The 25328-nt window shown below is 68.4% G+C and carries 25 protein-coding genes; 6 read left to right on the forward strand and 19 right to left on the reverse strand.

Annotated elements, in window-relative coordinates:
- Positions 1–645: a hypothetical protein gene (locus RR49_RS02975; RefSeq protein ID WP_045246582.1), complete on the forward strand. Its 645-nt coding sequence runs from the start codon at positions 1–3 to the stop codon at positions 643–645.
- A gap of 1 nt (position 646) precedes the next feature.
- Here RR49_RS02975 and RR49_RS02980 read toward each other — a convergent pair whose 3' ends face one another.
- The 5 genes from RR49_RS02980 to RR49_RS03000 all read right to left on the reverse strand — a co-directional run bounded on the left by RR49_RS02980 (position 647) and on the right by RR49_RS03000 (position 8560).
- Complete coding sequence (locus RR49_RS02980; protein ID WP_048809341.1) at positions 647–1711, reverse strand: DNA-processing protein DprA; 1065 nt, start codon at positions 1709–1711, stop codon at positions 647–649.
- Between the two features lie 115 nt (positions 1712–1826).
- Positions 1827–6761 carry a helicase-like domain-containing protein gene (locus RR49_RS02985; RefSeq protein ID WP_211255133.1) on the reverse strand — a complete coding sequence of 1645 codons (4935 nt, stop codon included), beginning with the start codon at positions 6759–6761 and terminating at the stop codon, positions 1827–1829.
- A 71-nt stretch (positions 6762–6832) separates the two neighbouring features.
- Positions 6833–7357, reverse strand: coding sequence for a hypothetical protein (locus tag RR49_RS02990; RefSeq protein ID WP_045246583.1), 525 nt, complete (start codon positions 7355–7357; stop codon positions 6833–6835).
- Positions 7358–7495: 138 nt separating this feature from the next.
- A complete protein-coding gene (locus RR49_RS02995) occupies positions 7496–8110 on the reverse strand; it encodes a hypothetical protein (RefSeq protein ID WP_048809343.1) in 615 nt (204 codons plus the stop codon).
- Positions 8111–8119: 9 nt separating this feature from the next.
- Positions 8120–8560, reverse strand: a complete 441-nt coding sequence (locus RR49_RS03000) for a single-stranded DNA-binding protein (protein WP_048809344.1) — start codon at positions 8558–8560, stop codon at positions 8120–8122.
- A 271-nt stretch (positions 8561–8831) separates the two neighbouring features.
- On the opposite strand from RR49_RS03000, the gene cmtR (RR49_RS03005) reads away from it, so the two are divergent.
- The 4 genes from cmtR (RR49_RS03005) to RR49_RS03020 all read left to right on the forward strand — a co-directional run bounded on the left by cmtR (RR49_RS03005) (position 8832) and on the right by RR49_RS03020 (position 12158).
- A complete protein-coding gene (cmtR, locus tag RR49_RS03005; RefSeq protein ID WP_045246602.1) occupies positions 8832–9191 on the forward strand; it encodes a Cd(II)/Pb(II)-sensing metalloregulatory transcriptional regulator CmtR in 360 nt (119 codons plus the stop codon).
- A complete protein-coding gene (locus RR49_RS03010) occupies positions 9188–11089 on the forward strand; it encodes a heavy metal translocating P-type ATPase (RefSeq protein ID WP_048809346.1) in 1902 nt (633 codons plus the stop codon). Before cmtR (RR49_RS03005) ends, RR49_RS03010 begins: the two co-directional genes overlap by 4 nt.
- A 125-nt stretch (positions 11090–11214) precedes the next feature.
- Positions 11215–11685 carry a signal peptidase II gene (locus RR49_RS03015; RefSeq protein ID WP_245610941.1) on the forward strand — a complete coding sequence of 157 codons (471 nt, stop codon included), beginning with the start codon at positions 11215–11217 and terminating at the stop codon, positions 11683–11685.
- Between the two features lie 122 nt (positions 11686–11807).
- Positions 11808–12158 (forward strand): hypothetical protein, encoded by a 351-nt coding sequence (locus RR49_RS03020; RefSeq protein WP_157013139.1) that lies wholly within the window; start codon positions 11808–11810, stop codon positions 12156–12158.
- Between the two features lie 11 nt (positions 12159–12169).
- On the opposite strand, the gene RR49_RS03025 is transcribed toward RR49_RS03020, so the two are convergent.
- The 7 genes from RR49_RS03025 to merA form a co-directional block, all read right to left on the reverse strand.
- Positions 12170–13981, reverse strand: a complete 1812-nt coding sequence (locus tag RR49_RS03025) for a type IV secretory system conjugative DNA transfer family protein (protein ID WP_045246588.1) — start codon at positions 13979–13981, stop codon at positions 12170–12172.
- Positions 13978–14496, reverse strand: coding sequence for a hypothetical protein (locus tag RR49_RS03030; RefSeq protein ID WP_045246589.1), 519 nt, complete (start codon positions 14494–14496; stop codon positions 13978–13980). Before RR49_RS03030 ends, RR49_RS03025 begins: the two co-directional genes overlap by 4 nt.
- 263 nt (positions 14497–14759) lie before the next feature.
- Positions 14760–15068, reverse strand: a complete 309-nt coding sequence (locus RR49_RS03035) for a hypothetical protein (RefSeq protein ID WP_045246590.1) — start codon at positions 15066–15068, stop codon at positions 14760–14762.
- The gene (locus RR49_RS03040; RefSeq protein WP_045246591.1) at positions 15065–15724 is read right to left on the reverse strand and encodes a cation efflux transmembrane domain-containing protein; all 660 of its coding nucleotides are present in this window, start codon (positions 15722–15724) and stop codon (positions 15065–15067) included. Before RR49_RS03040 ends, RR49_RS03035 begins: the two co-directional genes overlap by 4 nt.
- Positions 15721–16083: a Cd(II)/Pb(II)-sensing metalloregulatory transcriptional regulator CmtR gene (gene cmtR / locus RR49_RS03045; RefSeq protein ID WP_045246592.1), complete on the reverse strand. Its 363-nt coding sequence runs from the start codon at positions 16081–16083 to the stop codon at positions 15721–15723. Before cmtR (RR49_RS03045) ends, RR49_RS03040 begins: the two co-directional genes overlap by 4 nt.
- A 96-nt stretch (positions 16084–16179) precedes the next feature.
- The gene (gene merB, locus RR49_RS03050; protein ID WP_045246593.1) at positions 16180–16842 is read right to left on the reverse strand and encodes an organomercurial lyase MerB; all 663 of its coding nucleotides are present in this window, start codon (positions 16840–16842) and stop codon (positions 16180–16182) included.
- Between the two features lie 34 nt (positions 16843–16876).
- Positions 16877–18313, reverse strand: coding sequence for a mercury(II) reductase (gene merA / locus RR49_RS03055; RefSeq protein WP_045246603.1), 1437 nt, complete (start codon positions 18311–18313; stop codon positions 16877–16879).
- 75 nt (positions 18314–18388) lie between these two features.
- Between merA and RR49_RS03060 the strand changes: the two genes are divergently transcribed.
- Positions 18389–18778 (forward strand): heavy metal-responsive transcriptional regulator, encoded by a 390-nt coding sequence (locus tag RR49_RS03060; protein ID WP_045246594.1) that lies wholly within the window; start codon positions 18389–18391, stop codon positions 18776–18778.
- A gap of 390 nt (positions 18779–19168) precedes the next feature.
- Here the strand turns inward: RR49_RS03060 and RR49_RS03065 are convergent, their stop codons facing one another.
- The 7 genes from RR49_RS03065 to RR49_RS03095 all read right to left on the reverse strand — a co-directional run.
- Positions 19169–20656 carry a putative type IV secretion/conjugal transfer ATPase gene (locus RR49_RS03065; protein ID WP_045246595.1) on the reverse strand — a complete coding sequence of 496 codons (1488 nt, stop codon included), beginning with the start codon at positions 20654–20656 and terminating at the stop codon, positions 19169–19171.
- The gene (locus tag RR49_RS03070; RefSeq protein WP_048809348.1) at positions 20653–21090 is read right to left on the reverse strand and encodes a hypothetical protein; all 438 of its coding nucleotides are present in this window, start codon (positions 21088–21090) and stop codon (positions 20653–20655) included. The genes RR49_RS03065 and RR49_RS03070 overlap by 4 nt, the downstream gene beginning before the upstream one ends.
- A 33-nt stretch (positions 21091–21123) precedes the next feature.
- Positions 21124–22590 (reverse strand): SCO6880 family protein, encoded by a 1467-nt coding sequence (locus tag RR49_RS03075; protein ID WP_045246596.1) that lies wholly within the window; start codon positions 22588–22590, stop codon positions 21124–21126.
- Between the two features lie 3 nt (positions 22591–22593).
- On the reverse strand, positions 22594–23871 hold the full coding sequence (locus tag RR49_RS15955; protein ID WP_052671990.1) for a conjugal transfer protein TrbL: 1278 nt from the start codon (positions 23869–23871) through the stop codon (positions 22594–22596).
- Between the two features lie 30 nt (positions 23872–23901).
- The gene (locus RR49_RS03085; RefSeq protein WP_045246597.1) at positions 23902–24171 is read right to left on the reverse strand and encodes a DUF6112 family protein; all 270 of its coding nucleotides are present in this window, start codon (positions 24169–24171) and stop codon (positions 23902–23904) included.
- Between the two features lie 70 nt (positions 24172–24241).
- The gene (locus tag RR49_RS03090) at positions 24242–24508 is read right to left on the reverse strand and encodes a DUF6112 family protein (RefSeq protein WP_045246598.1); all 267 of its coding nucleotides are present in this window, start codon (positions 24506–24508) and stop codon (positions 24242–24244) included.
- A gap of 1 nt (position 24509) precedes the next feature.
- Positions 24510–25328 (reverse strand): peptidoglycan DD-metalloendopeptidase family protein (locus RR49_RS03095; protein WP_157013142.1); only part of this gene is annotated, 819 nt, incomplete at its 5' end.

Here is a 25328-nt window from a genome sequence, read left to right on the forward strand (position 1 = left end):
GTGACCTTCGTCTTCCTCGATGCGAATGTCGTAGCCAAGCCCGTCACACGCACCCTGTTGATGGTCGGCGCGAGCCGCAGCGGGTTCGTCGTGGGATGGAGCGCGACCGCCGAGGCGGAGGCTGCCCGCCACATGCGCCCGAACGCGACCCGGCCCGTGGACTTGCGGCGGCGCTACGGCGGCGAGTTGACCCCTACCGGGAACGTGGCGAGGCGGTTCGAGGCCACGGACGCCAAGGACCGCCAACTCCTTGCCGACGCGGAAGCGGCCGGGGCGCGATTCATCGTCACCGAGGATGTGGACGACTACGGGCTGGCCGATCTTGCCAGCGTCGGCATCTCGGCGGTGAACCCCGACCTGTTCCTTGCGGAGCGTCTGACGCGCGCGGCGTACACCTTTGTCATCCGGCGATTCGTGGAACTCCAGGTGAGTCCACCGACGACGCCCGCGCAGTTCCATGCCGCCATCGCCAAGAACCACCCGCGCCTATTCGCCACACACGCTGACCTCTACGAGGTCGAGCCCGAGCGCGGCATCCACGGCGAGCCGGAGGTGATCTTCCGCGGCACGCGCTGCCTGCGCTGCGAGCGGATCGTCGCGGATCCGGCCACGGTCATCGACGGGCTCGGCCCGGAGTGCCGCTGAGCTACAGCCGCGGGGCGTTGCCCGACAGCGTGGCCGCGGGCGTCGCGGCGACGAAGGCGGGGGAGTCGTCTTCCCGTGCCGTGCCCTCTCGCGAGCCCAGGTTCGGCTCGTAGGTGCGCACGGTCTCGACGGTCAGCTCGGTGCAGCTTGTCTGGACGCCGGGTGCGTTCAGGCCGTCGGAGGCCGGGGGTTCCGGCATCTGGATGTCGTGGGCTCCGGTGACGATCCGCGCTGTCCCGCTGCACAGCAGTTCGTGTGGGCCTGAGCTGGTGGCGCTCGTGATCGGGCCAGGCACAGCCCCGACATCGCGGCCGAAGGTGGCGGCGCGAGCGGCGACCAGGAGCGAGCCAGAGCGGACGCCTGCCTCGACGATGACGCTCGTGTCCGAGAGTGCGGCGAGTAGCCGTGCGCGCTGCACGAAGCGCAGCCTGGTCGGCGCGCATCCGGGCGGGATCTCGCTGAGCAGAGCGCCGTTCGCGGCGATGCGCTCGAACAGCTGCTGATTGCCCGCCGGGTAGGGCCTGTCCAGGCCGCCAGCGAGGACGGCGATGGTCTTACCGCCCGCGTTGAGCGCGCCCCGGTGGGCGGCGGCCTCGACGCCGTAGGCGCCTCCACCGACGACGATGCCGCCGCGCTCAGCGGCTCCGGTCGCAAGCTCGGCGGCGACGAACTCGCCGTAGCTCGACGCGGCGCGAGATCCCGTGAGCGTGACGAGCCGCTGGACGGGGGTTCGGAGGGTGTCGACCTCACCGAGCACCCACAGCGCCAGCGGCGGGGTGACGCCGCCGATGGCGAAGCCCTCGGGCCACTCGGGATCGCCGGGGATCGAGACGTGCAGGCGGTGACGCTGGGTTGCGTCGATGACCTGCTGGAACGCCTGGGGCCTGAGCCGGGGAGCGGCGAGGTCTCGCCAGAGCGCGGCAGCCTCCGTATCGACGCCGGGGACAGGCTCGGTCGAGGTGAGGAGGCGAAGTGTCTCCTGGGCCCCGACCGCGGCTATCACCGCGGCGGTGGTGGCCTCGCCCGGCTCGAAGGCGATGGCGAGCGATCCTGGCGCTCCGCTCATTGGTGGTGAGCGATTCGATCGTCTCCATGTTCGCGTCCTCTCCGCTGTCCAGGCACCTGGCCTCACGAGAGAGGTGCACCCGTGGTGCCGCCCGGAGGCGGCTCGGCAGTGGCGGCTACAGGGACGGCGTACTGCTCGGGGGTTGTCGCGTCGGATCGCTGGAGTCGAACGGTTCGACCGTCACCGTGACGGCTCCCTCCCGCGACCCCAGGTTCGGCTGGTAGCCGCGCACAGCCTCGATGGTTAGCTCGACGCGCTCTGACTCGAGTGAGTCAGGCTCGGGGCGGGGCTCGTCCTGCATCGCGGCGAGCTGGGACTCGACGCGGGCGAGGTCTTCCTCGGCGTCGGCGAGGGTCTGTGCGTGGCGGAAGGGCTGGCCGAGGCGCTGCTGGGTGTCGGCGACGGTCTGCTCGGCTTCTTCCAGGTCTTCGCGGGCCTGGTCGAGAAGGGAGGGGATGCCGCTGACGCGGTTCTCGATGCGCTGCACGAGCCCGAGCCCGGCTTCAAGGAATGACTCCTTCGGCAGCGTGAATCCCGAGCGGGGCACCTCGGGCAGGGAGAGGGTCACATCGAGGGCGGCGAGCCCGGAGCGGGCCTCGACGTGGATGTCGAAGCCTGAGATGCGGCCGATGATCCCGAAGTCCTTGTGCCCGTACCGCGGCAGCCACTTCAGCCCGGAGTCGCCCATCCATGCGGCGAGGGCGTGGGCGGCTTCGGAGCGGGAGTCGTAGTCGCGCGTGCCGAGTGTGATGCGGAACCTGTCGCCGCTCGTGTCGATCATCCGTGGGGCAGCGGCTTCCAGCCCGCGAATGTCCGCGGCGGCGCGCTCGGCGGCTGACCGGGCGCGGTTTCCGGTGTGGACGAGCATGTCCTCGTTGCGCTCGTGCGCGCGCTGGAGGCGGCGCAGCCGGTTCACCTCGTTCAGGATGACGGAGTGCTCCAGCAGGAGCGGATTGCCGGAGGCGATTGCCTTGGCCTCTGCTGCGGACAGCGCGGAGGTGTCGATCTCCTCGATCTCTCGGGCGTTGATCTTGCCGCGCAGGAGCTGCGCGAACGACGCGGCCTTCCGCTCGACGGTCTGCCACATGTAGGAGTCGAAGGATCGCTCGGTGACGTAGCGGACGATCGCCACTTCCTCGTTCTGGTTGCCCTGCCGCATGATGCGACCGTCGCGCTGGGCGATGTCGGAGGGTCGCCACGGGCAGTCCAGGTGGTGCAGTGCGATGGCGCGGGCCTGGACGTTGGTGCCGACGCCCATCTTCTCCGTCGATCCGAGGAGCACGGCGACGTGGCCGGCACGGGCGGCGGCGAACAGGCGGGCCTTCTCCACGTCGGTCTTCGCCTCGTGCATGTATCTGACCTGCTCGGCGGGGATGCCGCGCTGCACGAGCTGCTGCCGCAGCTCGTCGTAGGCGTTCCACCTGTCCTGGTTCGGGGTGCCGATATCGGAGAACACGAGCTGGAGCGAGCCGCGCACCGTGGAGGGCTGCCCGGTCAGCGTGTCGAGGTATTCGTTGTCGCGAGTGCGCTCCCAGATGCGGTGGATCGCGTCGGCGGCGACGTCGACCTTGCTCGGCCCGGACGGGTCGCGCGGGATGACCATGCGGATGTCGAGCGCGGCCTTGCGCCCGTCGGTGGCGATCAGGAGCATGTTGTCCTCGTCGGGGCGCACCTGGCGGGTGGCGACCTTCTCTGCGCGCTCGGCGAGGGAGGCGACGTACTGCTCCAGCTCGACGGTCGGCTGCACCGGCACGGTGGAGGGCGCGCGGCTGCCGTCGTCGCGCTGCACGAGCGCGGGCACGGGCAGGTCGAGGTCGTCGGCGGTCTTCACGTCGGCGAACACCGACCACATCCGCAGCAGTTCCTGCCCGTTCTGGAAACGCGCGAACCGGGTCTTCATGCGGAACGTGCTGCCGGTCGGCGAGATCTCCATCTGCGTGACCAGCTCGCCGAATGTTGCCGCCCACGCATCGAATGCGCCGACGCCCGCGGACGCCAGCACGTCAGGCCGCAGGTACCGCTGCATCACATAGGTCTCGGTGATCGAGTTCGAGATGGGTGTCGCCGTCGCCGCGGTGACGACCCGCTCGCGCCCGGCGGAGCGGAGGTATTCGAGCTTCATGTGAAGGTCGCTCGCGCGATCCGAGCCCTCGATGGCGGCGTCGCGGATGTTCGACTCCGTGGCGAGGTTCTTGTACATGTGCATCTCGTCGACGATGACGTAGTCGATGCCGGTGTCCTCGAAGCAGACGCCGCGGTCGCGGTCGGAGTCGAGCCGATCCTTGAGCTTGTTCTCCATCGCCAGGAGCTTGCGCTGGATGCGCTTGACGCTCATCCGCTGCTCGCCGGTCGCGTCGTCCAGCACGCGCCGCACGTCGTCCACCTGCCCGCGGATGTACTGCTGCTGTGTCTCCGCGCGCAGCGGGATCTTGGCGAACGCCCCCTGCGTGAGGATGATGGCGTCCCACTCGTTCGCTGCCGCCCGCGCGACGAACAGCCGCCGCTTGTCGGCGGTGAGGTCGAGGCTCGATGCGGCGAGCACGCGGGCACGCGGGTAGACCTGGAGCCACTCGCGGCCGAACTGTTCCAGCATGTGGTTCGGCACGACGACGACGGGCTTGCTGATGAGTCCCATGCGGCGCATCTCCATCGCGCCCATAATCATCTCCGCAGTCTTGCCTGCGCCGACCTCGTGGAACAGGCCCGCCGCAGGCTCGGACACCATGCGGGCGACGGCGGCGCGCTGGTGCGTGCGCGGCTCGAAGGTGGCCGCGAGGCCCGGCAGCGAGAGGTACGTCCCGGCGTTCGTGTAGTCGCGGAGCACGATGGAGTTGAAGCGCCGGTTGTACTCGTCCACGAGTGCCTGCGCGCGGTCGGGGTCTTCCCAGACCCACTCGCTGAACCGCACTTGGAGTGCGTCGGCCTTCTCCTGAGCTGCGGCGGTCTCGACGGGGTTGAGCACGCGACGCACCTTGCCGTCGATGTCCTTCTCCTCGTCGTAGACGAGCATCGTCCGCTGCTCCATGACGGCCTGGGCGATGTCCGGCGCGGGGCGGCGGGGCGTGCCCCACTCCGAGGTGGAGAGCAGCCCCTGCCGACCGCCGCGGATCTCCCACATGCCTGGCAGCGGGTTCTCCACGCGAACGTCGGGCGCGCGCAGGGTGCTCCGCAGGAACTGCTCGTGCACGTCGGCGCTGATCCAGACCGCGCCGAGCTTCGCGTGGATGTCCTGGATGCCCAGCGGCGCGGGCAACACCTTAGCGAGCGCATCGACGTTGATCTGGAACTCCGGGTCGTCCTCGGCGCGGAGCCGGGCCGCTTCGAGCTTGACCCGCACGTCGCCCGACAGATACTCCGGCGCGTGGATGAACTGGTTCGTGACCGGATCGGTGAACACGAGCGTTCCCAGCGCCTCGCGCGCTTCCCGGTCGTTCATGCCGAGCAGGTCGGCGACGAGGGTGATGTCGATGCGGCCCGTGCGGTCGAGGCTGACCGCGATGGCGTCGGCCGGGCTGTCGACACCCTGCACCTCGGCGCGCGGCACCACCACGCGGTGGCTCATGATCGCGGCAGGCGACGCGGACTGATCCTCGTCGTCGAACTGTTCCAGCGCAAGCACCAGGGGGCCGAAGGGGTCGGAGCGCAGCAGGCGGATCGGTGTCGGCACGATGCGCGCGAAGGTCTCCTCGCCGTCCTCGTTCGTGCGCCCGGTGGGGCGCAGCGTGTAGCGGTTCAGCGCCCCATAGGTGCCGACGTACTTCAGGTAGTCGCGCCGCAGCGTCGTGCGGATGAGCACGATGTCGGGGGTGTCGTCCACGCTCGCCGCTTCCGCGGTCAGCAGGCGGGATGCCCCGTCGCGCAGACGCAGCAGGGCGCGTAGCTCGCGCTCGGCGGACTTCGGCACCGCAAGCGGCTCCAGCGCGCCGGAGACAACGGTGCGGAAGCCGCCGGTTTCGCTCGCCACGATGCTGCCGGCCCATAGCTCCGGCGCCGACGGGGTGAACGCTGCCCGGCGCGCCTGCTGCTCGGCGGTGCGCTCGGTCATCGTCAGCCCGGCGCGGCGCGCGGAGAACACGATCTGGTCGACGGCGACCGCGAGTTCCGCCTCCAAGTCAGCCAGATCGGTCGTGATGGTGAGCGTGGCCGCGTCGTACATCCCGTGGCCGACGCCGACCTCCCCGAGCATCTGCTCCGGGTGCTCATCGAAGTAGCGGTTGATCCGCATCGGCACGCCGTCGATGGGCACCTGCGCGACCGTCTCCCAGGCGTCGTCGCGCATCTGCTCGCCGTCCGGTCGCCGCCGGAACACGAGCAGGTCGGTCACCACCTCCGTCCCCGCGGCGCGGCGATGCGCCCCGGTAGGCAGGCGGATCGCGCCCACGAGGTCGGCCAGCTCATTCATCTCCCGCCGCGCGCCGGGATTCTGCGCGTCCATCGTGAAGTGCGAGGTCAGCACCGCGACGAGGCCGCCGGGCCGGGTCAGGCGCAGCGACTTGATGATGAAGTGGTTGTGCATCGACTGCCGTGTCGCGTTGTGCAGCGGATCGTGCAGGGCGATGCTGCTGAACGGCACGTTGCCGATGGCCGCATCGAAGTGGCCCTCGGGGAGCCGGGTGTCGGCGAACGACTCGCTGCGCACGGTCGCGTGCGGGTACAGCTCGGCGCAGATCGCCGCCGTCAGTGGATCGAGTTCCACCCCGGTCATCTGCGCCGACGCCGGCGCGAGGCCGATGAACGTACCCGCGCCGGAACCGGGCTCCAGCACCGCGCCGCCGCGGAACCCCAGCCCGTCCAGCAGCCGCCACACCTGCCGGGCGATCATCGGGTCGGTGTAGTGCGCGTTGATCGTCGTGCGCGCGGCGGCATCCCACTCGTCGTCGCTCAGCAGCTCGCGCAGCTCAGCGCGCTCGGCATCCCATTCGGGCTTCAGATCATCGAAGACCTCGGGGATCGCGCCCCAGCTCGACCAGCGGGCGAGCACGCGCTGACCCTCTGGAGACGCGGGGCGACCCGTCGAGTTCAGATCGTGGATGAGGTGGATCGCCTCCACGTTCGCCCGATAGCGTGCCTTCGCGCCCGAGGGGCCAAGGTCGTCCTGCGAGGCGGGAACGAACCGAGGCGCTACCGCAGCTCGCGGAAGAAGCGGATCGTCGCCGCCTCGGCGAGCGTCGCCCGGTTCGCCCGCATGTACTCCCGTGGGGGCTCCGTCGCCACGAGCTCCAGCAGGAACTCGACCGGCAGCGCCCACGTCTTCGCCATCTCCTCCAACTCCACGGAGGAGGGCATCGAATCCGGGCAGTCCTGCATCCGCTCGGCCCAGAGGACCAGGTTCTCGTCGGAGGGACGGGTCTGCTCCCATTCCTCCCGTGCCTGATCCAGCGGCAGGCTCGGGTCGGTGACCCACGCCAGTTGCGACATCACGACCTCCTCCGCCTGTCTCCGGGCCGCTGTCAGCCGGGCGACCTTCTGCAAGAAAGTCTCCCCCTGCCGGTCGCTGCCCGCCAGCATCGACGCGAGGTTCGTCACCTGCGCCTGCATCTCCAGGCCCAGCGTCTCGAAGAACGTCGCCGGATCGCTCAGCTCCGCCACTCGGCTCGGAGCTGTCGCCTGCCAGTGCTCCAGCGCCATCTGCCCGTACTTGTTCATCGCCTGCCCCGGTTTCGCGAGCGGTGGCGAGCGCGGTGTCGGCGGCGGGCTCGTCGAGCCCCCACAGGTCGAACTCCAGTTGCCCCGGCCAGGGCTTCCGGGATCGCTGCCGCGCCATTCGCCGTCACCGCCCGCGCCCTACTGCTCCGCCGCGAGATGGGCGTAGAACTCGTCCTCGATGGCCTGCCTGCGAGCCACGTCGTCCTTGACGAACTGCGTGAAGTCGGCATCCCGGTCGGGGATCACCGTCTCCACCAGCATGGGATGCTCGTCCTCGCCCGGCCACACCGCCTGCCGCGTCGGACGGTCGGTGTTGAGCTTCGTGCCGCACGCGGTCACCGCGTCCCGAAGCTGCGGCACGAACGCCCAGAAGTCGCGCCACCAGCCGAACGGTGCCGAGCCGTGCTGCTTCTTGTCGTAGGCGTTGAGGTAGTGCTGCCGCAGCGCCGACAGCGGCCACACCAGCTCCGGGTGCCGATGCCAGAACGGCGGCACGACGTTCACGCTCAGGCCGAACTCGTGACGCAGCCAGTTCACGAAGGCGTTCAGCTCCAGCCACTCCACCTGCGCCTCGGCCGCGGTCAGGATGTTCCAGTTGACGGGGCGCGGCGGCTCCGGCGTGTCCTTCGCCTCGGCGTCCGGCTCCTTGGCCGGCCTCGGCGAAGGTGTCACCGGCTCGGGCTCCGGTTCCTCGAGCGGAGGCACATCGAAGTCGGCGTCATCGGGCGGGAACAGCGTCTCGTCGGTGGTCATGACGCGGCCTCACAGCGTCATCGGACGGGGTGACGGTTGCTGGGGGATGGTCGGGTCTGGCGCTTCGATGGCTGCGCTCTCGACGTGCTGCGTGCGCGAGCGGCCGCGATCGACGGCGTAGCTCGTGCGGGCGGCATCGGGGCCGATGTGCGTGGCGATGAACTCCTCGCCGCTGATCGTCTCGCCGTTCTTCTCGTAGCTGAACTTCTGGACGTGCCCGCTGGCGACGAAGGTGTCGCCGCGCGCGAACTTCTCGTAGGCGTGCTCCGCGGTCTTCCGGAACATCTTGAACGGGTAGAACTTCGTCTCGCCCTGGGTGAACGAGCCGTCCGGGTTGCGCTCGAACTGCTCCTGACCGATCCAGGCGAACAGTCGCGCCTCTCCTTTCTCGTTGAAGGACAGTTGCGGGTCGCTGGCGAAGAAGCCCCACAGGGACTCTTTGGTTCGCATCGGGATGCTCCTAACTTCTCCTGCCGAGAGAGGACTGCTACCCGATAGGTGCGCAAGCTCGACCGTCCGCGCCCCGGGCTACTGTGATGACATGGCTGAGAGGCGAGCGTCGCCTGGGCAGAGAACGCTGTAGGGACTCTTCGGAAATGTCCATTTCGTGGAGGAAATGTCCACGAGATGTCTATCCGGGACATCTTCCGGGAGGATCGCGGGTCGAAGAGCGAAGGTGCAAGCGCGAGACCGAGTACAGCCACTGATGTATAGTCAGCATGTGCTGACTATTGCCGATCGACTCGATGTGATGAACCGGCTCGGCCGAGCTATGGCCGACCCGACCCGCTCTCGGATCCTCCTGACCCTCTTGACCGGCCCGAGTTATCCGGCGGTGCTGTCTCGTGATTTGGGGCTGTCCCGCTCGAACGTGTCGAACCATCTGACGTGTCTGCGCGGGTGCGGGATCGTGGTGGCTGAGCCCGAGGGCCGGCAGACCCGGTACGAGGTCGCAGACCCGCACCTCGCGCGCGCGCTGACGGCGCTGGTTGATGTGACGCTCGCGGTCGACGAGAGCGTGCCATGCATGGACCCGGACTGCGGGGTCGAGGGCTGCGTGGCGGGGGAGGTTCGGGCGTGAGCGCGGTCACGGGCTCGCAAGCCGAACACGTCGACCTCGACGACGATGATGACGATCACCGGCCGTGGTATCGGAGCCCGAGCGTTCTGATCCCGATCGCCTCCGGCGTCGCGTTCGCCGCCGGTCTGGTGTGCGAGTGGACCGGCGCGGAGACCGCGGGTCTGGTGTTGTTCTGGATCGGTCTGCTGCTGGGCGCGTACACGTTCGTGCCGGGCGCGCTGCGCAAACTGTTCACCAAGGGCAAGCTCGGTATCGGCCTGCTCATGACGATCAGCGCCACCGGGGCGGTGATCCTCGGCTACGTCGAGGAGGCCGCCGCACTCGCGTTCTTGTACTCCATCGCGGAGGCGCTGGAAGACAAGGCCATGGACCGCGCCCGCGCAGGGCTGCGGGCACTGTTGAAGCTCGTGCCCGACACCGCACTCGTCAAGGGCGGCGACGCCACCACGGAGGTGGAGGCGAAGGAGCTGCGTGTCGGCGATGTGCTCGTTGTCCGGCCGGGCGAACGGATCGCGACAGACGGCATCGTGCGTGCCGGGCGGAGCAGCCTGGACACGTCCGCGATCACAGGCGAGTCGATCCCGGTCGAGGTCGAGCCCGGCATTGACGTGTCGGCCGGGTCGATCAACACCACCGGCGTCCTCGAGGTCGAGGCCACCGCCGCTGGCACCGACAACTCGCTCACCACGATTGTGGAACTGGTCGAGCAGGCGCAGGCCGAGAAGGGCGACCGCGCCCGCCTGGCCGACCGCATCGCCCGCCCCCTCGTTCCCGGCGTGATGATCCTCGCCGTGCTGGTCGGCGTGCTCGGGTCGCTGCTGAGCGGCGACCCCGGGGTGTGGATCACCCGTGCTCTGGTCGTGCTGGTCGCAGCGTCGCCGTGTGCTCTGGCGATCGCTGTCCCGGTCACCGTCGTATCTGCCATCGGCGCCGCGTCAAAGTTCGGTGTGGTTGTGAAGTCCGGTGCCGCGTTCGAGCGATTCGGTGGCATCCGCCACCTCGCCGTCGACAAGACCGGCACTCTGACCCGCAACAAGCCCACTGTTACCGATGTCGTCACCACCGGCGCGACCCAGGATGGTGTGCTGGCATGGGCAGCGAGCCTGGAAGGCCACAGCACGCATCCCCTCGCCGCAGCGATCACCAACGCGGTTCCCGGCGCTCCGGCCGCTACAGACGTCCGCGAGACCGCCGGCCACGGCATTGTCGGCACCCTCGACGGAGCTCGTCTCGCCGTAGGGAGTCCACGTTGGCTAGACGCTGGCACGCTGGCCGACGAAGTGCAGGCGATGGAGTCCGAGGGGATGACCGTTGTCATCATCCACCGCAACGACCAGCCAGTCGGCGCGATCGGGGTGCGGGACGAGCTGCGTCCTGAGGTTCCTGAGGTCATCGCCACGCTGAACCGGCGCGGGATCGGGGTGACGATGCTCACCGGCGACAATGCCCGCACCGCCGCGGCCCTCGCCGTACAGGCCGGCATCAGCGACGTGCGCGCCGAACTGCGTCCCGAGGACAAGGCCGCCGCTGTCGCGGAAATGTCGAAGTCGCAGCCCACCGCGATGATCGGGGACGGCATCAACGACGCCCCCGCTCTCGCGGCCGCGGACCTGGGGATCGCGATGGGGGCCAAGGGCGCGGATGCTGCGATCGAGTCCGCCGACGTCGCGTTCACCGGCCACGACCTGCGTCTCATCCCGCAGGCTCTCGCTCACGCCCGTCGCGGCCGCAGCATCATCAACCAGAACGTTGTGCTGTCCATCGCGATCATCGCAATCCTGCTGCCGCTGGCGATCACCGGCATTCTGGGCCTCGCCGCCGTGGTGCTGGTGCACGAAGTCGCGGAGGTCATTGTGATCCTCAACGGGCTCCGCGCGGCGCGGCGCACGAAGGCATGACCGGTCTCGTTCATGGCCTCGCGCAGGGAAGGGCGGATGCCGTGAAAATGAATTCCGCCGGCCCTCTTGGCGCGCGCGTCCGACCACGTCTATTCCTGATCGCGTGCGCCGTCGCTGCCGGGGCGGTGCTGATCGACCAGGGAACCAAAGCACTCGCCCTTTCACGGCTCAGCGAACAAGCCCGCATCCCACTCCTCGGAGACTGGCTCGGCTTGCAGCTCGCGTTCAACCCCGGCACCGTCATGTCCCTCGGATCCGGCTCAACCTGGCTGCTCACCATCATCGCGGCCGCGGCATCCGTGGCTCTGCTCATCGCCGCCACGCGCGCCCGCACCGCCGGGTGGGCGGTCGCGATTGGCCTGCTATGGGGCGGCGCGGTCGGCAACCTCCTGGACCGCCTGCTCGCCCCACCCGGATTCGGTCGCGGCCACGTCACCGACTTCCTCGCCTACGGCAACCTGTTCATCGGCAACCTTGCCGACGTCATCCTCGGTGTCGGCGTCGCCCTCGGCATACTCCTCTACGTCTCGCAGTCGAAGGGCAGAAGGTCGAGTCATCAGCCCGACGAGCACAGATCGACTCCGAAAGACATCTAGAAGCATGCTCGCGGCGGCTTTCGAGGACATTCCGCCTGTCACTTCCGCGTCCTGCCGCTGCGAAGATGGACATTTCTGAGCGGTCCCTACAAACGCGAGAGGTAGGTCGTCCAGTGTCGTTCGTGAACAACTCGACCAGCGAAGAGTTCGAGGATGAAGACGAGTACCTGCGTTCGATGAAGCAGGATGACTCCTACCAGTTCTCATACGACTATGAGTACGTCGCCGACAGATTCGGCGACGGTGATGACGACGTGAAACTGGAGAACGCGAGGCTCAACGTCTCGCTGACTTGGGACGACTACTCGGCTCCGGGATACGTCGTCTCGTATACCGTCGATTCGCCGACCCCGATTCCAAACGACTGGACGGGCGACGCCGACCAGATCTTCAATGACTTGTGGCTTGCCGTTACCGCGGACCTGAGTTCGCTTGGTATCGGCTCGCAGCTGCACAAAGACTGGCCGATCTAGCCTCCTCACAGTCAGTCGTCGGTGACTGTTGCCTCACCTATCCCTGCGGTGCCCGGCCGCATGATCGCCTCGACCTCGGCGCGCTGGGCGAGCAGCGTCTCGGCTTCCGGCCGATGGAGCCAGTAACGCATGGTCGTGATGATCGGCGGCGCGGAGCGCAGCAACACGAGCGAGGTGCCCTGGGGCAGGGTGCGGATGTCTTCGACCTTCATGATCGGGACGCGGCGGATCGAGCGTTGGTTCGAGCGCAAGCCGCGCTCCCCGATGGTCACGGAGTCAGTCGTCTCGTCGCGTTCGCCGATCAGTGTGGAGATGTCCTGGAGGTGCCGTGTGTCCGTCCCGCCGCCGAGGACGATCTTGGTGATGCTCGCATCCCACATCGCGGTCGCGGCGTCGTCGCCCCAACGACCTCGCGCCTGGGCGAGCGACTGGAACACGGGCATCACCGTGAGCCCGGTGCCGCCGCCCTCCGCCATGAGGACCGGAAGCGAAGGCAGAGGCGCGAGGTTCCCGATCTCGTCGAGCGCGAGCAGCACAGGCGGATCGAGCCGCGCGCCCGGCGAGCGCGCGGCGATGCGCCGAGCCGTCTCTACGAGGTCTTCGATGAACGCCGCGACGAGCGACGAGGACGCCCCCGCTCCGGCTCCTGTCGCCAGCAGGTAAAGCGTGCCGGACCCGCGCAGGAACGCCTCGGGGTCGAACTGCTCGTCCTCGCTGGGGCTGACCGCCTCCAGCACCCGTGGGTCGGCGAGCGAGGCGAGGGAGAGCGAGACGCCCTGCCAAATGGAGTCGCGGGTGCGAGGGTCGGATTGCAGCATCCCGTCGAGCGACTCGGCCCATCCGGTCGCGGCGTGGGGGTGCGACGCGAGAATGGAGACGGCATCCGCCGCAGCCGCAGGGTCGAGCGTCCAGCGGAATAGCTCGGCGGGTTGCCGGTGATCGAGCGCCGCGGCGTGCAGAAGCGCCTGTAGCGCCGTGCGCGTCTTGCCTTCCCAGAATCCGCCGTTCTCGACAGAGGGGCCGGAGAGCCCGGTTCCCGCGGCGAGACCTGTGCCGCGGATCATCGCGGTCAGGGGCACCTCGCACCCGCGGATCGGTGACCACCGCAGACCCGCGGGCACGCCCTCGGCGAGGTGCTGGGGATCGAACACGGAGACTGGGCCGCCGTGCGACTGGCGGGCGCGGAGCGTCGCCGTGAGGTTGTCTGGCCGGGTCGAGGTCGTGATGACCGCACCGGGCGCGTCGAGGATGGTGTTGATGACAATGTTCGCGCCCTTGCCGGATCTCGGCGGGCCGATCAGCAGGATCGAGTCCTCGACGGATGTCCACACGCGCTTGCCGCGCGAGGTTCCAAGGAGGTAGCCGACCTCCTCGGGCTTCGGCTCGGTGAGCGAGGGGCGCAGCGTCGTCGCGCGACGCAGAAGGTCGCGTTCGGATGCGGCGCGCTGCACGTCGCGCGCGTCGGCGATTCCCTCGATCCGGTTCGGGTCGGCCTTGGTCCGCTTGCCCAGCTCGCGCACCCATCGCCAGATGAACCACGCCGCGGTACCGATGGCGGCGAGCAGGAGTGCGGCGGTGATCCAATAGGCGACGGGGCTGAGCGACGCGGAGCCGAGTGCCGAGCCGGGGTCGTCGGCGTGGAAGACCACTCCGACTCCCGCTTCGAGACCCGCCGCGGGCTGGGGCGCGCCTGTGACGAACGCAGCGATGCTCCCGGCGAAGCGGAGCGCACCGGCCAGCAGCATCGCACCGATGAGCGCGCCGAGGGCGAGGTTCGTCAGTTCGTCGCCGAACGCCCCGGCTCGCGGTGATGAGCTGGTCATGCCGGGTGTCCGACGATGCAGGTGCCCGAGACGCGGCCCAGCAGGATGACCTCGTGCGTGGGACTCAGATCGAGCAGACTCGGCTCGACGATCGCCCGTGCTGTGCCCTCGCTGTCAGCCCCGGTGTGCCGGACGATGACGGCGACCGCGACCTCCTCACCAGGCACGTAGCCCTCGCCGTTCTGGCATGGGAGAGGGTGCGCTGGTTCGGTTGTATCTGGCGCAGGGCTAGTCTGGTCGACCGGGGCCGGCGACTCGGGAAGGGATGAGCTGAGGAATGTGGGATGAAGCGGAGCCGTCACGATGTCCGTGTAGACCCTCCCGTCGAGTTCGTGCACCACGATGCGCACGGGCGAGTGGCGCTGTTCGACGACCTCGCTGATGATCTGCGCGAATGAGTGCCGGTGCCACGGCGGGGCGAACGTCGGCGCGCCGAACGGCTCCCCGTCGACTGCGACGCGGAGCGTCGCGTCCGGCTGCACCGTCATCGTCACGACCGGCAGCACAGGCGGCACGTTCGCAGAGACCTCCCGTTCTGCGCTCTCTTGGCGTGCGAGGCGTCGCCGGGCAAGTGTGATGGCCATCTCACGCTGTCCCAACTGCCGTGAGTTCGCGCGAGTGGTCTCGTCGGGGATGGCTCATGCACACTAGGTGCGCCCGGTGTGCTGGCGCGTTGACGAATCTCAGCGAATCCTTGGAATCGTGCCAGTTGGTTCAGGAATATTGGCGTTCATTCACCGCTCCTGAACTCGCACCATTCAGGCACGCCCGCACCCGGCTACCCGACGTTTAGCGCTGCGATCTGTTCCGGCGTGCCAGTGACGATGAGTCGAAGGTGGGCGTGGGTCTCGTCGATACTCCAGTCGACGAAGGCGCAGCAGGTGCTGTCAGCCGCGACGAGCTCTCGGAGCCGTCGGGTGGAGTCGTCGACCTTGGCGTAGTGGATGGTCAGGCGAGCGTCGGTGCGCTCGGTCTCGAGCGCGTAGTCCTCGTCGAACGCTCGCCACTTCTCCACCTGCGCTTTGCCGGCAGCCGGGGCGAGGGTGCAGGCGATCGGTGGGCCGTTCAGCGGGCCGACGTGCGTCATGGGGTGACCTCCTCGTGGTCGAGGTCTTCGAGGACTTCCAAGGGGGATTCGATGTCGCCGCGCCATGCTTCGATGCCTTCCCGGATCGCGAGGACCGCGACGACGAGCGCGGCGACGGAGTCCGCCCACGCCCACTCGAACAAGCTGTTCAGCAGCAGGCCGATGAGGACGGTGCCGGAGAGGTAGATGCACAGCAGGAGCTGCTTGGCGTCGGCCTGCACGCTCTTGGAGCCGAGCTCGCGGCCGGTGCGGAACTCGAACCAGGCCAGGCCGGGCATCACGATCAGGCTCGCGACCGCGATGCCGATGCCGACCGGGCTGTGCTCCGGCTCGCGGACCCCGGTGAAGGCGAGGATAGCGTCGACGGTGATGTAGGCGGCGAGGGCGAAGAACGCGACCCCGATGATCCGGACGGTGGCCTTCTCCCACAGCTCGGGATCCTTGCGGGTGAACTGCCAGGCGATCGCGGCAGCGGAGGCGACCTCGATCACCGAGTCCAGCCCGAACCCGATCAGCGCGGCCGAGGAGGCGAGCGCGCCGGCGGAGAGGGCGATGATCGCCTCGATGACGTTCCAGGTGATCGTGAAGAAGACGATGAACTTCACCCGACCGTGCAGCCGGGCGCGGCGCTCGTCGGTCAGCGTCGCTGCGCTCATCCGGCGGTGGCCTCGGTGTCGCAGCAGCCGAGGACTGTGCAGCCCGGGTCCAGGCACGGCGCGCTCTCGTCGACGGCGAGCGTGACATCGACCAGGGCGGTCAGGGCCGCGGTCAGGTGCGGGTCGGCGATTTCATACCGGGTCTGCCGGCCCTCGGGCTCAGCGACGACGATCCCGCAGCCGCGCAGACAGGCCAGGTGGTTCGAGACGTTGGTGCGGGTCAGGTCCAGGTCGCGAGCGAGCTTCGCCGGGTAACCGGGCTGCTCCAGCAGCGACAGCAGGATGCGGGAGCGGGTCGGGTCGGCCATGGCCCGGCCGAGCCGGTTCATCACGTCCACCCGCGAAGCAAGAGTCAGCATGGAGTGACTATACAGCGAACGGTGACCTATTGGAAGGCTGGGAGCGTGAGGGACCAGCGCGCCACACGGCAGACATCGCGAACGCGCCCACCGCGATCAGCAGCAGACGGCGCCATTCAGCCCGGATCGGTCAGGGGACACGGTGGCGGGGTCGAGGTGCATCGACTCGACGAGTGCGGTGGCGAGTTCGAAAGCTGCGGCAACGGGGATGGTGGTGGCCTCGGGGTGGCGTTCGAGCCATGGTGCGGCTTCGTCGGGTGAGGCGAAGTAGTGGACCTGGTTGCAGAACGCGGAGCGGATCTGGCTGAGGTCTTCCGGGTTGACGAGCGAGACGACCGCGGTGCGCGGTTCGACGCTGGTGACGCCGGTGGCGTCGACGCTGATCCGAACCGGCGTGCTGCCCTCGCGTTGTGAGGATTCGATCCGACCGGGTCGGTCGAGCAGCTGCGGGAAGATTAGGGTGTCCAGCGCGCACCAGGTGTAGAGCTGCTCCCCGCCGATTTCGAAGTGGTGGCGGGTCGGGCGAAGGGTCAGACCTTGACCGATGATCTGGCCTTCGTCGTCGTATTCGGTGTCGGGAACCGCGGCGAGCGCGGCCTGCACTTCGTCGGCGGTCCGCCCCGTGGCGGTCGCCAGATCGGCGATGGTGACAGGTTCGCCTTCGGCGAGGAGCTTCAGAAGGGGGAGCCAGAGCCAGATTTCCAGCCCGGTCTCAGCAGTGGCGAGGCGGTCGGTGATCGCGGCGGGTTCGTTGGTCATTCTCTTTTCCTTTCAGATGGATCTGGTGATGCGCTCAGAAGGCGCAGCAGGAGAGTTTGGAGACGTCGGCGGTGAAGGCTTGGCAGGCGATTTTGATGCCCTCGGCCATCGTCAGGTAAGGGCTCCACAGGTGGGCGACTTGGTCGGTGGTCATGGCCGCTTCGAGGATGTACACACCGGCTGCGGCGAGGTCGCCGGCGTCGGCGGCGACCGCTGTGATTCCGAGGATCTGGCCGGTGTCGGCGTTCTGCACGACCTTGATCACACCGCGCAGGTCGCGGTTGACGATGGCCCGGGAAACGTAGTCCAGGGGCAGTACCCGGCACTGGCAGCGGATACCGGCAGCGACCACTTGCTGCTCGGTCATCCCGACGGCGGCGAGAGCGGGACTGGTGAAGGTGACCCGCGGCAGGTGCCGGTAGTCGACCTCCCGGTTGGTGCCGGTGAAGGCGTTCTCCGCGACCAGGGACCCGTTAGAGGCGGCGACGTAGACGAACTGCGGATGCCCGGTGACATCGCCGGCCGCCCAGATCCGCGGGTTGGATGTCGCGAGCCGACCGTCGACCATGACCTCGCCCGAAGGGCCGGTCTGGATCCCGAGCGCTGCGAGGTTCAGTCCTTCGGTCACCGCCTGCCGACCCGTGGCGATCAGGATCCGGCTGGCACGGAACTCTTCTGCTCCACCGGATACGGTGGCCGTCGCGATGATGTCGCCGGTGTTCTTGTCGGTGCGGACCGTGTCGAGGTTCGCGCGGCGGACCACCCGGATGCCCTCGTCGGCGAAGATCCCCATCATGGCCTTGGACGCCTCGGGTTCCTCGCGGGACGCCAGCCGGGATCGGACCAGCATGGTGACCCGGGAACCCAGCCGGGCGAACAACTGCGCTTGCTCCATCGCCACGTAGCCGCCGCCGAGCACCAGCAACGACTCGGGAACCGCCTCCAACTCCATCGCTGAAGTTGAGGTCAGGTAGTCGACACCGGCCAACCCGTCGACCGCCGGGATGGTTGGGGTGGAGCCGGTGGCGATCAAGTAGTGCGCTGCACCGACCGTGCTCCGCGTCCCGTCCGCTGCGGTGATCTCCAACCTCGGGTCCGCCGTGGTACCGGCGAATGCGGCCGTTCCGGCTCGCAGGTCCCAACCGTAGGAGGCGATCAGATCCTCGTACTTCTCCGCACGCATGCCCTCGACCAGGGCGCGTTTGCCCTCGATCAGCGCGGGCATGTCCACCCGCCCGGTCGATGCGGAGATGCCCGGGAACCGTCCAGAATTTAGGGCAACGTGCCGGGCGTCGGCCGCCGCCAGCAGCGCTTTGGACGGCACACAGCCGGTGTTCACGCAGGTGCCGCCGATGACGCCTCGCTCGACCATCACCACCCGCTTGCCCAACTGGCTGGCCCGGATCGCCGCAGCGAACGAGCCGGCACCGGAACCGATGACGGCCAGGTCGAAGGAGGTCGGATCTTCCATGGCCTCAGCCTGCACCTTCCACTACGCTGGAAGGTCAAGGGATGCCGGAGGCTACCCCGGCGACGGAGGTGTACCGTGCTGATCGGTGAGGCGGCCACAGCGGCCGGGATGACGAGCAAGACCCTGCGGTTCTACGAAGACCGTGGGCTGCTCCCAGTCCCCAGCCGTGCGGGGAATGGGTACCGCGACTACAGCGCTGACATCGTGCCGCGGCTCGATTTCATCCGGCGCGGTCGGGCCACGGGCCTGACGCTGTCCCAGATTGGCGACATCCTGAAGGTGCGCGACGCCGGCGCCGCACCGTGCACCCACGTCCGCGACATCCTGAACAAGCAGTTGACCGACATCGACCAGAAGATCGCCGAACTCACGGCCCTCCGTGCCACGGTCGCCGAAGTCCGCGATACCACCGAAACCGGCGACCCGGCCAGGTGCACCGCACAGGACATCTGCAGCTACATCTGAGGCATCCGAGGGCAACCAGGCTAAGTATGACGACACCGACCATGCAGCACAGTTGCTCATGCTGCGGGCGAGAACTCCCGCGACGCAAGCTCCACGCCCTGGCGCACGACAACGCCTTCATCTGCCGCCGATGCGGCCTCTGGGTGGCATTGCGGCTCTCAGGCGACCGATCGGAGACCTCCGGGCTGAGTCCATGACGCACTGACGCGCCTGCTTGCTCGCATGTTCACCGAATGCCATCCATCATGCGATGCTGTCCAAGCTATTTCGGACACTGCCTGCAACCTCACCAGCGAGAACGTGCAGGTTCCGCGAACTTCGACCCCCGCATGGGCGCTTGAGGTCGGCGACCTTCATTGTTCCCGCCAAGCCGTCAAATCGCGGGAACATCTAGGTCTTTCCTCTTGCCTTCTGCCCTGTCTCGTACATCGCAAGTTCGGCAGGGTGGAGCTGATGCTGGACGACGAACGAGCGGTTCTTGATCCTCCAGAGCCCCTGTCCGGTGCCGAGACCGGGTAGCAATCCCTGCTCCGTTCCGGTGAGTCCGAGGGCCTGCGCAGTAGCTCCGAGCTGATCGCTCTCCTGCCGGTAGATCACCCGTGTCTCGGCGTTGGCGAGCAGGGACGAGGCGAGCGCGCGCATCGCCGAGCCCTGGTCGCCTACGTTGTCGAGGTCGCTGAGCTTGTGGAAGATGAGCAGGTTGGCGATGCCATAGTGCCGCGCGAGCCGCCACTGTGCGTCCATCCGGCGCAGCAGCGCCGGATGTGACATGAGCCGCCACGCCTCGTCATACACGACCCACCTCGGGCCGCCTGCCGGGTCGAGAAGCGCCGACTCCATCCACGCCGAGGAACACGTCATGAGCACGGAGATGAGCGTCGAGTTCTCTGCCACCCGCGACAGGTCGAGCGACACCATCGGCAGTGACGGGTCGAAGCGCACGGTGCTCGGGCCGTCGAACAGCCCCGCCAGGTCCCCGGCCACGAGCCTCCGCAGCGCGTGTCCGACGAGTCGGCCGTCCTCGGCGAGCCTGCCGTCGTCGTCCTTGGGCTGCGGGGCGAGGATGCGGTCGACCACCATCGGAAGGATCGGCACCTCGGCCGAGCGCACCGCATCGGTGAGCGCGAAGTCGACGGCGGTGTGCTCCAGCGGGGTGAGGCCGCGGTCGAGGACGGTCTCGGCGAGTGCGCCGATGAGGTCGCGTCGCCGGGAGGTGACCTGGCTTTGCCACTCGGCATCGCTGAGGCCCGAAGGCCGATGCCCTTCATCGAGCGGATTCAGCCGCGTAGACATCCCGTGCCCCAGCACGATCGCCCGTCCGCCGACTGCTTCAGCGACAGCCGTGTGCTCGCCTTTCGGATCGCCGGGGACATATACCCGCCGACCGAATGGGATGGAGCGCGTGTAGAGGCTCTTGGCGAGCGAGGACTTGCCGGAGCCGACGATCCCCGCGAGGACGATGTTCGGTGCGGTGATGAGGCCCTGCGCGTAGAGCACCCAGGGGTCATAGACGAACGATGCCCCGCTGTAGAGATCCTGGCCGACGAACACCCCGGCAGAGCCCAGTCCGCCCTCGGCGAGGAACGGATACGCCCCGGCCAGCGTCGCGCTCGTGTCCTGGTGACGCGGCAGCCGGAATCGGCCCGGTGTGCGGAGTGCAGCGGGCCTCGTCTCGCCGGACGGTGGCAGGTAGGTCGTCGCCCGCCGCGCCTCGCGTTCGGCCTCCCACGCCGCGCGCGCCAGATCCTGCTGCGCCTTGCGGTCGGCGGTCTCGATCTTGTTCGCCGCTCGCCGTCGCGCCTTCCGAGCGGCACGGCGCTCGCCCGCTGGGTCGAGCAGGACCGCGGTGTGCAGGCGCTCGCGGTCGTCGGGACTCATAGCGACAGCCCCTTTGGCGAACTGACGAAGTGGGCCTCGAACGGATCGCGTGAGAACGGGTCCAGCTCAGGTCGGCTGGCGACAGGTGCCGGGTGCCAGGCTATGTAGCTCGAATGCTGCGTCGCCTGATCGACGGCAGTCTCGGCCAACTGGACGAGTTCTGCGGCCTTGCGAAGGGCGTTGGCGGCGGCCCAAGCCTCATCAACCCCAGCCTCGTGGTCGCCATTGTCGAGAAACGCCTTGTCCTGGTGCCGAACGTGCGCCGCCGCGACCTGCTCCAGCACTTGCTCCAGGGAGCGCAGCGTCCCCAGCAGCTCGCCGACCACCTGATAGGTGTCCGCGGGGTCGGCGAAGGCGCGGCTCGCATGAGCGAGCGCCCGCACCGCCTGGCGGGTCTCCGTGGCGTCCTGCACGGGATTGCTGAAGATCGGCATGGCCACTCCTTCCGGGGTCGAGGGCTGGGTTTGTCACACGTCCCGACAGAGCGGGAGCGCGGCGGCGGCGAATGCGGTGGCCTGCTGGCCGACGAGGCGGCGCGTCTCGCAGGACGCCTGCACGGCGGCTTGCTCGATAGCGGCGACGGCGGCATCCAGCTCATCGACCGTGGGCGCGGAGACGGAGATGAGGCCGGTGTAGCGAAGCACGCCATGCCCAGCGGTGAGGTCGGACTCTTGCTGGAGCACGTCCTGGTACTCGGCCGTGCGCGCGGCGTCCTCGACCTGGCCGATCTTCGCGCGCTGCGTCGCATCGGAGAGCAGACCGACCTTCTTCTTCCGCAGGTCGCGAGCCGCGATGTCGGCGCGAACCGGCGTGCAGACGAGCGAGAATGTGCGTTGCACTCCCGAGGTGAGCAACAGAGGGGCGATGAATCCGGGGAACACCTGCGAGCGGGGCCATTCGGAGAGCCAGAGCACGGTGTGGTACGCGGAGTCGGTTCGCACGCGATCCCAGCTCTCGGTCACCGCGACCGGCCCCGCGGTGGCGAGGGAACGTCCGATGTCGGCGTGCCGCTCCAGCGCGGGCGCGGCAGCCGGGTCGTAGGCGGAGCGCAGGATTACAGCGACCTCGCCAGGGGCGAGCCAGCCGGTCGTGGCGAGGTCCGCAGCTCGCAGCGCACTGACGAGCGTGGTCATCTCCTGACGCAGCACGGCGGCAGCTCCACGGATGCCGCCGCCCGCGGAGCGGATCTGTCGTCCCGAGGCGTTCATATCGAGCGCAATCGAGATCGTCGTCGCATGGCGCTCGCCGGTCGGCCCGGCACGCTCGATCAGCTCTCGGTATGTAGTCGCAGGCCAGGAATCATCGTCGGTGCCGTGCCTGGCCCACCATTCGGCGAGCCCCGTGCCGGAGTCCGGCAGTGTCCGCTCGCAGACCTGGAGCCGGGCGATCCTGCCCGAGCGACACGCGGTAGCGAGCACCCGACCCCAGCCGTTGATCCGCCGCTCCTGCTCGCCCGGATCGAGCAGCACGAACGCCGGGTGCGTCACCCCCAGCACCGCGGTCAGGGTCTGCGCGTGGGGGTCGTGCACCATCGCCGTGCCCGTCTCGGGATCGACCCATTCGCGCATCGCCGTCGCATCGCCGGGGAGCGCGAGCGTGCCGACAGGACGCGGCTTGATGACGCGGTGACGGAAGATCAACTGCTCTGCGGTGCTCCGCCACATCCAGCGCGAGACGATGGGCAGCCAGTCCACGAGCTTTCGCCCGCTCGCGGGGGCGACCGCGAGCAGCAGGCAGGTGAGCCAGATCGGGGATGTCCAGACCAGCCCCATGCCACCGCCCGTGTAGATGGTGGCGACGACGGTAACCACGCCGATGCCCAGCGCGATCAACTGCGAGATCGACAGTCCGAGCAGGACGCCACGGTGCGCGAGTCGGGAGAACTGCACGGGGGAGAGCTGCTGGTCGGGAACGGGAGGGTGCTGGGTGGCCATGTTCTACCCTTTCCTCGGCGTTACGGGTATCGGCGGCGTGGATGTCTCTGCCTGCCCGGCTGCTGCGCCGCCGACCGCGGCACCGACTTTCGGCCCAGTCGTCGCTGCGGCTTTGACCACCTGCGCCCCGACGACGGCGGCGGCCGCGGGGCCGGCCGCTGCTGCCCCAGCACCTGCCGCGCCTCCCGAGGCCGCAGCCCCGCCACCGGAAGCAGCCGCCCCGCCACCCGCGCCCGCCGCGCCGCCTGCTACGTCACTTGCAGCGGGAGCCGTGCTCGGCGCGGGAGAAGTCCCGGCCCTCGCACCGTTTTGCCCTCCGAGGACGGACTTCGCCGCGTTCGGCTGGGCCTTGACCGGCAGCGGGACGGGCCGGTTGAGCGCCGACTTCGCTTCCTGCTCGCTCGACATCGCGTGGTACATGTCGAAGCCCACGAACGAGATGAACTTGTATGTCAGGTATGGCGCGAACGCGGCGATGAACATCAGCACGACGCCCGAGATCGGGTCACTGATCGAGGCGAGGTCGAGGTCGATGGGCGCGCTGATCTGCCCAATGGCGACGAGGAACACGACGACGATGACGAGCTTCGAGAAGATGAGCGCCACGACGAACGCCGCCCAGCGTCCGAACCATCCCTTCGCGGCATCCCAGGTGAACCCGGCGAGGGCAATGGGCGCGAAGACAATGGCGACTAGCAGCAGCGCCTTGCGGATGAGCAGCGTGAACCACACGATGCCCGCACCCGCGATGCCGAGCCCGGCAAGGAAGATCGTGATGATCGCACCCACGCCGGGCGAGGCGATGTTGATCGTCGTCAGCCCAGCGGCGAGCAGGGCCATGCGGTCGCCGATGCCTTCCATCGTGTTGCCAGTCGCCTGCACGATGCCGATGGTGAGCTGATCGGTGACCTCCAACAGGGTCGCGGTGAGGGTGATGGCGACGAACGATCCGAGCACCGACTTGGCGAGTCCCACGCCCGCGCGCGACAGTGCCATCGGATCTCGATGCACGAGCCCGGTGATGAGTTGGAGGCAGAAGAAGACGAGCATGACGAAGATCGCCACCCCGAACAGCACGTTGTAGACCGAGACGTACTGACTTCCAGTGACGTCGACGAGCGTTGTCGAGTCGAACACCGCCCACACGCTCTCGAACAGCCAGGCGGCGGCCTGCCCCATTGCCTGCGCGAGCCAGTCGAACGGCGCGGAGATGAGCGACGCAGTTCCCTCACCCACGGCATCGCACACCGAGGCGATGACGGGCACATCACAGATACTCATCGGCTCAGCCATCTCAACTCGGTCGTGGAGTCAGACCGACTGGCCGACGTTCCAAAAGAAGTTCACGAGCGTCACCGACGCACCGCAGATGATCGCCGCGCCGCACGAGACGAGTACGCCGACCTTGCCCCGGCTGGCGAGGTGCGGGTTCGAGCTGTTCGCCCCGTACCCCCAGACCACGGCCGAGATGATGAGGGCGAGGACGGCGAGGATGAGGCCCACTGTCATAGCCGCGCCGACGATGACGCGGAGCTGCTCGATGCCGGGCAACCCGTCGGTATTGGGGTCGATGTCGATCACAGTGTGCTCCTTCAGCAGGCGAGGAACGCCTTTACCCGGTAGGTGCGCACGCTGTCCCAGTTCGACGGCGTCAGATGCTTGCTCCGACCCCAAGCAGGAAGTTGATCCAGGTGACGCCGAGGCCGGCGAGTGCGGCAGCTCCGATGGAGACGAGGAACCCGACGCGCGCGCGGACAGCCGAAGAGATGTTGCCGTTCGCCGACGAGATCGCCCACACTGCGGCGCAGATGACGAGCATGAGCACGGCGAAGATGAGCACGATGGTCAGCAGCGCGCCAACGATGGCGCGCAGTTCTGCCTGACCGCCGACGGCTCCGAAGTCGGGGAATACGTCCATGTCATGCCGCGATCTGTGCTGAGCAGAGCGCCTCGGTGCTTGCGGCATCGAGGTTCTGCACTCCGTGGGCGGCAAGCCACGGCTCGGCATCGACTGCCGCGGCGTTCGACCCGCCCGGCCGGATCTCGAAATGCAGGTGGGCTCCGGTCGACTTGCCCGCCGAACCGACGTTGCCGATGTGCTGCCCGGCAACGACCCGATCCCCGACGCTGACGAGGACGCCGCTCTGCCACATGTGTGCATAGGCGGAGGCGATGCGCTCTCCATCGATCGTGTGCTCGATGATGATGAGGTTGCCGTAGCCGCCCGACGGCCCGGCGAAGCTGACCACGCCGTCGGCGAGCGCAAGGATCGCCGTGCCGTCGTCGGCAGCCCAGTCGGTTCCTGAGTGGAACGCTCGCTCACCAGTGAAGGGGTCTTCGCGCCACCCGAAGTCGCTGGTGTTCACCCACGTCCCACCCGGCAGGGGGAAGACGATTGCGGTCGTCTCGGGTACGTCGCCGAGCGGCGTACCGCTCGGCGTGGTCTCAGCGCGCCGGGTGAGCGCAGTGAGGATCGCTTCGGCGACCGGCTGGTAGTTCTGATAGCGGTCGGGGTAGGCCGAGACCTCGACCGCCTGCGCCGCCTCGCCGGGGTCGAGGTGTTGCCAGTCGGGGATGTCGAGCAGTCCACGCGGTGATGGGTAGTTCGGCCTGTCCCGCGTCAAGATTTCTGGCAGGCCGGTTGTGAGGGCATGATCGGCGTCTGAGATGCCGGGAGGCTGTTGATGGGAAGGCCGCCGGTGATCCCGCCGGAGAAGAAGACGCGGATCGTGCTCGCG

This window comes from Microbacterium ginsengisoli, assembly GCF_000956535.1.
Taxonomy (GTDB): domain Bacteria; phylum Actinomycetota; class Actinomycetes; order Actinomycetales; family Microbacteriaceae; genus Microbacterium; species Microbacterium ginsengisoli.